This window comes from Streptomyces sp. URMC 127, from assembly GCF_051386535.1.
Lineage (GTDB): Bacteria > Actinomycetota > Actinomycetes > Streptomycetales > Streptomycetaceae > Streptomyces.
This window is the reverse complement of sequence record NZ_JBPQTW010000219.1, coordinates 1-11,178: the sequence shown is the minus strand read 5'-3', so window position 1 is coordinate 11,178 and position 11,178 is coordinate 1. Positions and strand designations below refer to the sequence as shown.

11 protein-coding genes are annotated in these 11,178 nt (G+C 70.2%); 3 read left to right on the top strand and 8 right to left on the bottom strand.

Features of this window, described 5'->3' with window-relative positions; translation table 11 throughout:
• Positions 1-190: 190 nt before the first annotated feature.
• Both ACSNOH_RS29255 and ACSNOH_RS29250 read left to right on the top strand, forming a co-directional pair.
• Positions 191-466, top strand: a complete 276-nt coding sequence (locus ACSNOH_RS29255; protein WP_436724453.1) for a plastocyanin — start codon at positions 191-193, stop codon at positions 464-466.
• Between the two features lie 71 nt (positions 467-537).
• Positions 538-705 (top strand): hypothetical protein, encoded by a 168-nt coding sequence (locus ACSNOH_RS29250; RefSeq protein WP_436724452.1) that lies wholly within the window; start codon positions 538-540, stop codon positions 703-705.
• Between the two features lie 83 nt (positions 706-788).
• Here ACSNOH_RS29250 and ACSNOH_RS29245 read toward each other — a convergent pair whose 3' ends face one another.
• The 7 genes from ACSNOH_RS29245 to ACSNOH_RS29215 all read right to left on the bottom strand — a co-directional run bounded on the left by ACSNOH_RS29245 (position 789) and on the right by ACSNOH_RS29215 (position 6,829).
• A complete protein-coding gene (locus ACSNOH_RS29245) occupies positions 789-2,180 on the bottom strand; it encodes a wax ester/triacylglycerol synthase family O-acyltransferase (protein WP_436724456.1) in 1,392 nt (463 codons plus the stop codon).
• A 294-nt stretch (positions 2,181-2,474) separates the two neighbouring features.
• A complete protein-coding gene (locus tag ACSNOH_RS29240) occupies positions 2,475-3,149 on the bottom strand; it encodes a hypothetical protein (protein WP_436724451.1) in 675 nt (224 codons plus the stop codon).
• A 238-nt stretch (positions 3,150-3,387) separates the two neighbouring features.
• A complete protein-coding gene (locus tag ACSNOH_RS29235; RefSeq protein WP_436724455.1) occupies positions 3,388-3,717 on the bottom strand; it encodes a winged helix-turn-helix domain-containing protein in 330 nt (109 codons plus the stop codon).
• Between the two features lie 38 nt (positions 3,718-3,755).
• Positions 3,756-4,175, bottom strand: coding sequence for a hypothetical protein (locus tag ACSNOH_RS29230; protein WP_436724450.1), 420 nt, complete (start codon positions 4,173-4,175; stop codon positions 3,756-3,758).
• Between the two features lie 88 nt (positions 4,176-4,263).
• Entirely contained in the window at positions 4,264-5,670 is a 1,407-nt protein-coding gene (locus ACSNOH_RS29225; protein WP_436724449.1) for a DUF4241 domain-containing protein, read from the bottom strand.
• 107 nt (positions 5,671-5,777) lie between these two features.
• Positions 5,778-6,200, bottom strand: coding sequence for an SRPBCC family protein (locus tag ACSNOH_RS29220; RefSeq protein WP_436724448.1), 423 nt, complete (start codon positions 6,198-6,200; stop codon positions 5,778-5,780).
• A 5-nt stretch (positions 6,201-6,205) separates the two neighbouring features.
• A complete protein-coding gene (locus ACSNOH_RS29215; RefSeq protein ID WP_436724447.1) occupies positions 6,206-6,829 on the bottom strand; it encodes a CGNR zinc finger domain-containing protein in 624 nt (207 codons plus the stop codon).
• A 21-nt stretch (positions 6,830-6,850) separates the two neighbouring features.
• Between ACSNOH_RS29215 and ACSNOH_RS29210 the strand changes: the two genes are divergently transcribed.
• Positions 6,851-7,306, top strand: a complete 456-nt coding sequence (locus ACSNOH_RS29210; RefSeq protein WP_436724446.1) for a VOC family protein — start codon at positions 6,851-6,853, stop codon at positions 7,304-7,306.
• A gap of 543 nt (positions 7,307-7,849) precedes the next feature.
• On the opposite strand, the gene ACSNOH_RS29205 is transcribed toward ACSNOH_RS29210, so the two are convergent.
• Complete coding sequence (locus ACSNOH_RS29205; protein ID WP_436724454.1) at positions 7,850-11,125, bottom strand: nSTAND1 domain-containing NTPase; 3,276 nt, start codon at positions 11,123-11,125, stop codon at positions 7,850-7,852.
• Between the last annotated feature and the right edge of the window lie 53 nt (positions 11,126-11,178).

Sequence of the window (11,178 nt, the reverse complement as noted above, 5' to 3'; positions counted from 1 at the left end):
GGGGCCCCCCCCCCCCCCCGGGCCCCACCCGCCGTCCCCCACCCTCACCTCGCCTACCTCAATTCCCTCTGATTAGTAGCTAATTAGAGTGATTCTGGATTTACTTGTGCGATTTCGGGCATAATTTCCGCACTCACGTGGGCTCAGCCTCGCATCACGCGAGGACCGGATACGGGGAAAGGGGCCACTCATGTCCACCCAGCACACGGTGCGGATCCAGAACTTCGCATTCGTCCCGAACGAGCTCATCATCGAGGTCGGCGACTCCGTCGTCTGGTTGAACCGGGACAGCAGCACGCACACCGCCACGTCCGACGCCTCCCCGCCGGTCTGGGACACCGGCGAGATCCCCTCGGGACAGACGTCTTCTCCGGTCGACTTCCCGACCGTCGGCGTCTTCCCGTACCACTGCAGCATCCACCTGAGCATGAGGGCCATCATCAGGGCGGTCGTCACCAGGGACTGACCTCACATCACCATCCGGTCGCGTTTGACCTCGAAGGCCTGGAGGCCGGGCCCCGGGCGATACGCGACGCCATGCTCGCCACCCCACGCATCATCGTGATCGGCGATGCCGCCCCCGTGCGCTCACACACCGCCCCGCCCAGAGAGGCGATCAAGCAGCGCACCTTGGAGGAGCACTTCACTTCCCGCGGCAATACGGTCCTCAACGGCCGGCGTGTCAGCGTCTACGAACGTCATTGATCCCCCTGCTCTCCCTGGCTGCACCGAACTCGGCCGCCCCGGACAGGTAGCGGGGCGACCGAGTTCCCGGGGGAAGGAAGGGTTCAGCTCCCGCAGGCCGCGACCAGTTCGGCGGCCTCCTCCGTCAGCGACCGGGCGAGGACGTCCAGATCGGGCACGGCGACGGCGTCGGCGAGCAGGCCGTAGAAGACGCGGTCCTCGTAAGTGGTGATGCCTACGGCGAGGGATTGCCCGGGTGCGAGCGGGGCGAGGGGGTAGGCCTCGCGGACGGGGCTGTTCGCGAGCGTGAGGCCTCGGACGCCGCGCAGCGGGACGCTGGAGATGAGCAGGTCGTAGAAGAGGCGGCCCGAGCGGGCGATGAGGCCGCCGCCGAAGCGGTGGCCGAGGGGCGGGATGACGTCCGCAAGCAGTGCGGCGGCGCCCGGGCCGGTGGCGGGGCCCGCCTGCTTGTTGCGCGCCATGGCCTGGCGCACGGCGCGCAGGCGGGCGAGCGGTTCGGGCTCGTCGACGGGGAGGCGGGTCAGGTAGCCGGAAAGCCGGTTTCCTGAGGCGCTCGGGTCGTTCGTGCTGTTCTGGCCATTCGTGCTGCTCTGGCCGTTCCGGCCGTTGTGGCTGTTCGGGTCGCGGAGCGAGACGGGGACGAGGGCGCGGGGTCGTACGCCGTCGCTGCCGTCGCCGCGCTTGTCGAGCCAGCGTCGCAGGCCGCCGGCGACCACGGCGAGGAGGATGTCGTTGACGGTGCCGCCCGTGGCCCGGCGAATGCGGTCCACGTCGCGCAGGTCGACGACCGCACCGTCGGCCCGGCGGGCGCCGGTGCCGCGGGAGACGAGGGCAGGTGAGGAGTGCACGTTCCAGGCCGCCCGGGCCATGGCGGAGCCGATGGACAGGGCCTGTCCTGCGTCGGTGACGGCACCGCGCAGCAGGCCGGGCAGCTTGCGCGGGTCGGGCAAGCGCAGGGCGGGGCCGGTCTTCTCCGGCCGGGGCGCACCACCGCCCGGGGCGGGTGCCCAGTCGGCAGCGGCGGGGTCCAGGAGCGACAGGGCGTACGACGCCGCGCGCATGCCGTCCGCGTGGGCATGGTGGAACATGAGCAGGACGGCGAAGGACGTGCCGTTCGCACCGGGCAGCACGTGCGCCGCCCACGGCGGGCGCCCCCGTTCGAGCGGCTGCTGCATCAGGGCCCCGGCGGCTACGTGGAAGTCGCGCACGGGCGCGGCGAGGTGCACATGGTCCGACGGGTCGTAGTCGGGGGCGACGTGGCGGGCGGCGGCGCCGACGGGGAGCAGGACCGGGCGGATACGGGTGTTCAGGCCGGGTATGCGGGCGGCGCGGGTGGCCAGCAGGTCGGCGGCTCGCCGGGCGGCGTCCGGGGTGTCCGCGTCGAAGACGAAGAGGCCGCCCATGTGGAGGGGGTGGCCGGCGGACTCGATGTTCCAGAAGGCGAGGTCGAGCGGGGCGAGCAGTTCGGGGGTCACTTCAGAGGTCACAGGGTCTCCGAGGTCACGGGGGTATGGGTACGCTCGCGCGTCGGATGGGGCGAGGGACGGCGCTGCCGAACGTAAGCGAGCAGAAGTCAATCGCCGCCGATCAACTACAGTCAAGTGCGGCTGCGTTACCCTGTGTAAACAATCCCCCAGGGGCTGGCCGGTTTTCAGCCCTCTTCTTTCAGTCCTCTTCTTTCAGCCCTCCCCCGCCTGCCCCCGCGACTGCCGAACCCGGCGCGGTGGGGACCGCGCCGGGCCGGCGTCTTGCGCGAAGGACCGATTCACCTACACGAAGGGCGTGATCCGCTCCTCGATGCCCAGCAGCAGCTTGCCGTAGATCTCCATGCCCATGGCGGGTGTGGAGACCGCCTGCCGTCCGGCGGTGCTCGCGTCGCGCCACATCCGCTGCAGGGGATTGGCGTCGGCGAAGGCACCGTCGCCGTGAACGTTGAGCAGGGTGTTGATGGCTTCCAGGACGTTCTTGATGACGTGTCCGCTGTCGGCCCGGACCCGGGCGCGGGTGGTCGCGTCGAGGTTGCCACCGCGGGCGGCGGCCTCGTCGATGTCCGCGGCGCCCCGGTGCAGGTGCAGCTGCGCGGTGTCGATGCGCATGGCGGCCTCGGCGATCTGGAGCTGTACGGCCACGGACTCGGCCTGCGTCTCGTAGTACGTGTACGAGATCGGCTTGGTCCCGGCCTTCTCGGTGACCAGCTTCAGTGCGGCCCGCCCCATGCCCAGCTGGGACCCCGCCAGGCCCAGGGCGAGAAGCGGTGCGAACGGGGAGCGGAACGGGCCCGTCGGCCCGTGGACCGCGGGCAGCTCGCCGGCGATCGCGCGCGGGACGGAGATGACGCGGTGTCCGGGCACGAAGACGTCCTCGGCGATCAGGCAGTTGCTGCCGGTGCCGCACATGCCGGCGACGTGCCAGACGTCCTGCATCTCCAGCTCCGTACGCGGCACGAGCATCATCGCCTGGTCGACCAGCGGCGTCGGCCGACGGGCATCCGCAGCTGCGGCCCGGGGCGCCCGCCGGTTGCGTTGACGCTCGGCGCACATAATCGGCTGCGCCTGGCTCTCGGCGCACACCGCGCAGCCCAGGTCTGCCGCTGAGGTACGCCACCGGTGAAGTACGCCACCAGCTTACGGCCGGGGCCGCTTCGACGGACGGCGTGGGGAAGTCGTGGGCAGCGACACGCTGTCAGCCTGCGGCGATGGCTCTCAGGGCCGCCAGATGCCGCTCATAGACAGCTCGCCCCTCGGCGGTCAGGGAGAGCCACGTGCGAGGACGTCGGCCGACCCGGCCCTTGTGAACGGCCACCCACCCGGCCTCTTCGAGTGCGGACACCTGCTTGGAGAGGACCGAGTCGGTGACCTCCACCAGATCCCGTACGAACCCGAATTCGGCCTTCCCGACCGGGGCCAGGGCGGCCACTACTGACAGACGTACAGGTGCGTTGAGCAGTGGTGCGAGGTTGTGCCGAGGATGGCTGCCCCGTGGTCCGGCAGGGAGCTTGCCTTCCGCGGCCATGCCTTGCGCAGCCTTGTCTTGCGCGGCCTTGTCTTCCGTCACGACGACCGCCACATCTCCAGCCAGGCCCCCATAGCGAGCGGCAGCGCGCAGGCCGTCGTGGCCGCTGCGGCAAAGGCGGGACTGTTCACGAACACGGTGTTACCGAGCGAGGCTGCCAGCGCAAAAACGGCGCCCCAGGTTCCCACTATTAGTCCATGCTTGGCGCCGAAGCCGCGGCGCACCACGCGCTGCCGTGCGGCGTACAGGCTCAGCCCGGTCACGAGGGCCGCATTGACGATCACGAAAACCAGGGCCGGGACGAAGCCGTGCCATAGGACGGCAATCGGGACCAAGATCAACTGCCCAGCGGCAAACACCCAGAGGTAGCGCGCATACCAGCCGCTCCGGGCCCGCGCCGCCTTTTCCACGTCAGCCACCCGCCCCAACGCCGCCTCAGCACCGGTGAAATCGTGCATGGCTCCCCGTCCCCCCTCGCTTACGCAGGTTATCGCTTTCCATAGTGGCAAGCACTTTCCGAAGTGGCAAGTGAGGTGTTGCCTGTCCTCAGCGCCTGTCCCCGGAGCGGACATCGCGTGCCATCACGGTGGTCTCGGCGAGCAACTCGGCGAAGTAGAGAGCCGTTTCAGCGTGGGGCACGGCGATCGGCAGCGGGTTCTCGGCCGACGGCACCGGCGGACTGAGCACCACTGCCGGCGCAGCGGTCGTGAGCGGCAAAGGACGCGTACTGTCCACCGTCAGCATGTCGGCTATCAGGCAGGTGATCGCGCCGTCGCGATCGCGGCCGATCCAGACCGGGTACGAACCGTCGCCGGCGCCGCTCGGGAAGGCGATCGCGTTGGCGCCGGACACGGGGTCGTGGAACTCGGAGCAGACGGCCTCGCCACCGGCTGAGGCGGCGAGTTCCAGCCGGGCATCCGGGTCGGCGGCCAGCGCGTCCCGTGCAGCGACATCCAGGAAGACGCCGGTGCCGGAGTCGACGCCGAAGCCGTAGAACTCGCGGTCGCCGAGCAGGCGGATCTCCTGGCCGGGGAGGAGAGCCGGCTCCCAGGACGCGGTGGGCCTCGGTTCCCCGATGCGCAGCATCGCCGCCGTTGTCTCCTCCCAGGTCGTCTCCTCCGCCGTCTCCTCGCCGGCCCATTCGGACCGCCGCTCCACCTTGCCCAGCAGCAGGGGGTACGTCCCTGGCGGCACAGTCACCGTGAACGGCTCGTCGGCCGTCGAGAGCGAGGCCGGGTCGGCCGCGATCACCCTGCCCGTGGGCAGGCGCAGGCTCCCCGCGTACTCGGGCTCGATGACAGTCAGCGGTCCGTCGTACGACGCGAAGCGGCTACCGGGAACGAACAGGGCCTCCAACACCCCCGGGGAAAGCGGCTCGGGCGCGCTCCACAGCGGGGCGCTGACGGTCGGACCGGCCTTCTCCGGCTGCGGCGCGGGCACCAGCGTGACCGGGCCGGGCACACCCAGCAGGCCGGCGTCGGCGTAACGGGTCCAGTCGCCGAAGTCCGCCAAGGGGAGTGTGCGGTGCTCCTCGGGTATGCGCGCCATGGTGTCGAACCGGCCGTCGTGCTCCAGGGTCCGCCGGGCGCTCCCGTCAGGCCGGATGGTGAGGGTGAAGTGCGCGGCAGGGACCGGCCGTTCGGGCTCACCGGGTGCACGGTACAGCCACTGCCGGTGGCGCCTCAGGTGCAGTCGGCCGCGCCGCAGCTCCACGTAGTCGTACTCCCGGTGTCGCCTGCCATGCGCGTCGAAGAGGAGCAGGCCCACGTGTCCGGCCCGGCCCGCGATCCGCAGCTCCGCCAGTGGCCGGCCGTTCATGTGCAGGAGAGCCATGTACGGTTCGCTGGCCGCGTGGCGCCGCCGGGCCTCGCCCTCGGACACCGGGCTGATGACCGCCCGGCCACGAGCGCACCACCCTTCGCCGTACACGACCTCCACCGAGCCTGCGCTCATATCCGCCACTACCCCTCCCCCTTCACGCTCAGTGACGAAACTCTAAGGGCAGCCACTGACAGTGGGGGTCGGGACCGGTGCGTCAGCTCGTCAGCTCGTGGGCTCGTTCAGTCAGACAGGCTGCGGTCGAGTGCGGTGGCGATCCGGTCCAGGACGCCCTGCCAGTGCGCCCGCTGCCGTTCTCGTGCGTCGGCGTTCGCCAGGTGTTCCTGGTGGAAGCGGAGCGTCGTACGGGAGCCGTCCACGCTGGGGGCAAGGGCGATCTGGAGGGTGGTGGTGCCGTGAGTGACGCGGATCTTCCGGCCCTGGTGATAGCTGCGCACCTCGCCGGTCACTCCTGTGTCCGTCCGGTAGGGGGCGCCACGCTCGGGAGTGAGGGTCGCGCCGGGGCCGAGCCAGAGGGCGAGTCCGGCGGGGCTGCTGACGAGGTCCCAGACGACGGGCACGGGGTGGGGCAGTGTGCGGGACACGCCGATCTGCCAGCCGGCGTCCTGGGTGAGCCCCGTAGGCGTGGCAGTCGTCCTTCCCATGGTGGTCATCCTTCCTCGGAGTGCTCGGAGTGCTCGGAGTGGCGGGCGCGCAGCGCTCTGACCTTGTGGAGGTTGCCGCAGTGCTCCATGGAGCACCAGCGGCGGCGGCCGGGGCGTGAGGTGTCGACGTAGACGAGGTGGCAGTCTTCGGCGGCGCAGGTGCGGATGCGGTGGACGAAGGGGCCGGTGAGCAGCTCGACGGCGTCCCGGGCGACGGTGGCCAGGAGGTGCGTGCCGCTGGGCGTCCCAGCAGCCCACTGCCGCTGCCCGTTCGGCGCGATGGCGGGTGCCAGGGACGGCAAGGCGGCTGCCTCGTTGATGGTCGCCAAGTCGGCGGGCGGGTGCGGTTCGCCGCGCGTATGCGCGAGGACGACCCGGAACAGCGCATCGCGCAGCCTTCGCGCGTCGGTCACTTCCGCTTCGGAGATCTCCAGCGTGGGAGTCGGCGTCAGGCGTGACCTTTCGGCCCAGGCGGCCAGGTCGGCGGGCTCGTGCAGGACCTCGTACCGGCGGTAGGGACCGGGACCGCCGGTGGGCAGCAGTTCCAGGCACAGTGCGCCGGGGTCGAACCGGTAGGTGGCGCCACTTCGGGAGCGCAGCGTCAGTCCCTTGGTTGCAGAGGAGTCCATGTAACCAATATAACTGGTTACATGGCATTGAGTTGGAAGCTGGTCATCGACAGCACGAACGCAGCCGCCCTCGCGGACTTCTGGGCGGCTGCCCTCGAGTACGAGGTGGAGGACCCCAGCGCTCTCATCGAGCAGTTGCTGGCCGCCGGCCACATCACGGAGGACGCGGTCACCGAGCACCGTGGCCGCAAGAACTTCCGCGGCTACGCCGCGATCCGCCACCCCGAGGACCCGTTCGACCGGACGAGTGGCATCGGCCGCGGCCGGCGGCTGCTCTTCCAGGACGTGCCGGAGGCCAAGGCGGGCAAGAACCGTCTGCACCTGGACATCCACAGCGACCCCGGTGGCAGCTTGGACGAGCTGGTGGCACGGCTGGAAGGACTGGGGGCAACCCGCGTCCGCGAGGTCAACAAGGGGCCGGCCGGGCATTGGTGGGTCATGCAGGACCCTGAGGGCAACGAATTCTGCGCGGCGTAGGCCGGATCGCCCCCGCCCTCGGAATCAACCGCCCCGGACGCCCCGGCCCCCGCCCCGAATGGCAGTCCTGCCCTGTTCTGCCCTGTCCTTCACGGAACCTCCTAGCGCCGGCTCGGGCCCGCGCATCTCCCCCGTCGCCCCCGTCGGGCCCGGTGTCCACTCCCCCGTGACTCGGGCCCCGGATGTGCCCCCCCTGGGCCCGAGCCGGCGCTGTCCCGGCGCCGGAAACGGTGCTGTCGCCTCGGTGCCGGCACGTCATCCATTCAGCCCCGGGAGGCGGCGGATGTCGAGGAGTTTCCTGGTTTCCTCCGCCATAGGGGATCAGGGAAACCCCCACTGAGCTGCGGAAACGGCAGGCCGCTGCCAGCCCCGTCCACCAGGCTTGATGCGTTGCCGGGCCGGGCAGCGTACGGCGAAATCACCTGCCCGGCGGCAGCAACTGCGCCGAAGGTCTCCCCTCGCCCGGGCACAGACACGGGCACGGGCACAGACACGGGCACTGTACGAACGACTGGGAGATGTCGCGTTCAGGTCGGTCGCGGTTCATCCCTCGCCGCATGGGCTGGATGTCCGGCCCCGTACGTACGAGGACCGTTCCAGGCTGGTGAAGTCCCGGTGGAGTGCCCTGCAGACTCTCCTGCCGGCTTCGGCGGCATCAGGCAGATCCACGTCCCAGAGCCGTACCGCCTTGTCTCCAGAACTGGTGGCCAGCGTCTTTCCGTCCGGGCTGAATGCCACCAGCACCACCTGCGCGGCATTCTCGGAGAAAACCGTCCGGGCCTTCCCCGTGGCCACGTCCCAGAGCCGCACCGTCTTGTCGTCCGTGCTCGCGGCAATGGTCTTACCGTCGGGGCTGAACGCCATCGCCAGCACATTGCCGGACAGGCCGGTGATGACGTGACGGACTTTCCCCGTACCTGTGTCCCACAGCCGTACGGTGTCGTCGTAAGTGCCCGTGCGGACGGATTCCTCGCCGCTGCTCGTGGCAAGCGTTCTTCCGTCCGGGCTCAGCGCCATCAGCACGACCCGGTCAGTGTGGCCGGTGGCGATGGTACGGATACGGATATCGTCCGTGGTCACGTCCTGGACTTGCACAGTCCTGTCGGAATCGCCTGGACGACTCCCCGTGATGACAGTCTTTCCGTCGCCGCTGACCACCGCCGGGACTCCGGGGACCGTGCGGCCGGTGCGGGTACTGTGCATGGTGCCGGTGGCCACGTCCCAGATATGGACGGACGTGTCCTGCCCTCCGCTGACCAGGGTGTTCCCGTCGGAGCTGAAGGTCAGCCTCCGCACCGGAGCCGCGTGTTTGGAAAGGATTCCGCGGGTTTTGGCCGTGGGAATGTCCCAGAGCCGGACGGTGCCGTCGTAACCGCCCGTGGCGAGGGACCTGCCGTCAGGGCTGAAGGCCACGGATGCGACCAGAGCGGTGTGGCCGCTGAGGACGTGGCGGATCGTACGCGTTGCCACGTCCCACACGCGCACGGTTTTGTCGTCGTTGCTGGTGGCCAGGGATTTTCCGTCCGGGCTGAACGCCACGGCCTCTACGGCGCCGGTCTTCCCGGCCAGTGTGGTGCGGGCGGCCCCTGCCGGTACGTTCCAGACGCGCGCGGTGCCGTCGGAGCTGCCGGTGGCGAGGGTCTTGCCGTCAGGGCCGAACGCCACGGAATGCACCGGGGCGCTGTGCCCGGTGAAGGTGCCGCGGGCCGCCCCCGTTGCCGCGTCCCACAGCCGTGCCGTCCGGCCGCTGTTTGTGGCGAGGGTCTTGCCGTCGGGGCTGAACGCCACGGAGGTCACCGGGGCGCCGTGCCCTGTGAGAAGGGGGTGGGCTTTCCCTGTGGAGGTGTCCCAGAGGTGGACGGTGCCGTCATCATTTCCGGTGACGAAAGATCTGCGGTCGGGCCCGAAGGCGATCGACAGCACTACGGCGTCGATCGTTCTTGTGGCGGCATGGCGGATTCTCCCTGAGGAGATGTCCCACATCCGCACAACCCGCTCGCCTCCGGTGGCGAGGGTCTTGCCATCGGGACTGAACGCCATCGAAAGCAGCTGGGGACGGCTGACGGAGGCGTCACCGGCATGCTCCGTGGCGCGGTTGGTGCCCGTGGCGACGTCCCACAACCGGATGGTGTCATCGCCGCCGGTAGTAGCGATGGTGAGGCCGTCCGGGCTGAAGGCGGCCGAGAGTACCGGACGGACATGGCCCGTGAGGACACCGCGGTTTTCTCCTGTGACGGCGTCCCAGAGTCTCGTCGTCCTGTCATCGCTGCTGGTGGCAAGCAACTTTCCGTCAGGGCTGAAGGCGACCGACCGAACCTGTGCGCTGTGGCCGGTCAGAAGGGTGCGAGGCTTCCCCGTATCAGCCTGCCAAATGCGTGCCGTGCCGTCGGAACTGCCGGTGGCGACATTCTTTCCGTCGGGGCTGAACGCCACGGACGTCACCGCACCGGTATGGCCGGTGAGCCGGTGCCGGAGCGGGAGCGTGGCGGCTGCGTAGAGGCTGGCGGTCGCCTCGTCCGTGCTGCTGGTGCGGTGCGCCTGGACCGCCAGGAGCGAGGCCAGGTCGGGATCGGAGCCGAGCAGGGCGCTCGACTGGGCGGCCATCTGCCGGGATTGCGCCTCGCGCTGAGCGGTGACGGCGGCCTGGCGTTGCGCGAAGGCCACCCCTGTGGCGATCAAGGCCAGGGCCAGGAGGATCGCGAGACCGGCGAGCGACTGGCGCAGTCTCCGGCTGCGGCGACGCTCCGTTCTTCGCTCTGCGGCCTCGTGGGCGGCGCCGGCGTCGAGGAAGTCCCGCGCCACGGGGCTCAGGGTTGCGCGGCGGGCGGGATCGGCGGCCCATTCGCAGGCCGCGGCCAGGCGGGTGCCGCGGTACAGCAGCCCTGTGTCGCGGCCCTCGTCCTGCCATGCCGCAGCCGTTTCGATGAGGAGCTGGCGGATGCGCAGGCCGGCCCGGTCGTCGTCGATCCACTTCCGCAAGCGCGGCCAGGCGTGCAGCAGCACTTCATGGGCCAGCTCGACGTGGTCGGCGTCCACGGTCAGCAGGCGGGCTCGGGTGAACGCCTCAAGGACGCGTTCGGCCGACGTCTCAAGGACGCGTTCGGCCGAGGTTTCAAGGGCGCCTTCGGCCGGCGTCTCCTGGACGCCTTCGGCCGGCTCCCTTCCCGGTCCGGTGTGCAGGAGATGGGTACGATGGGTGCGATGGCTCGTCTCTCCGTCCTCACCGACGTGGACGAGCTGGAGCAGAATGCGCCGGGCCACGGCTTGCTGGACAGCGGGCAGGGAGCTGTAGGCGCGCTCGGCGGTGGCGGCCACGGCTCCGGATATGCCCCCGGTCAGCTGATAGCCGGCCAGCGTCAGCGTGGCGCTCTCCCGGTGCTGCCAAGTGCTGAGCAGGGCGTGCGAGAGCAGCGGAAGCGCTCCGGCCCGGGACATGGCGGCGCCCGCGCTGCTGAAGGGCATGAGGCCGATGTCCCGCAACAGGACTTCGACCAGACCCGTCTCCACTCTCAGGCCGGCCTCGCGGGCGGGCGCCGTAATGGCTTCGCGCAACCCGGCGTCGGTCATCGCGCCCAGGGTGATGTGGCCATGCTGGAGGGAGGACGCCAGTCCGGGGTAGGCGAGGCATCGGTCGTAGAAGTCCGCGCGGACTCCGAGGACGACCAAGGCGGTCGGCAGGCTGCCCTCTGGTCGACCGGGTCCTTGGCTCGTCTCTCCTCTCCCTCCGCGTGGGGCAGCGAGAGCGAGCAGCGCTTCCACGAAAGTGTCGCGCTCTTGGCCGTCCTGGCAGAGGGTGAAGAGTTCCTCGAACTGGTCCACGACGACGATCAGGGCTGTGGGCGGCTCGGCGTCGGGGGCGGGCGGGACTCTCT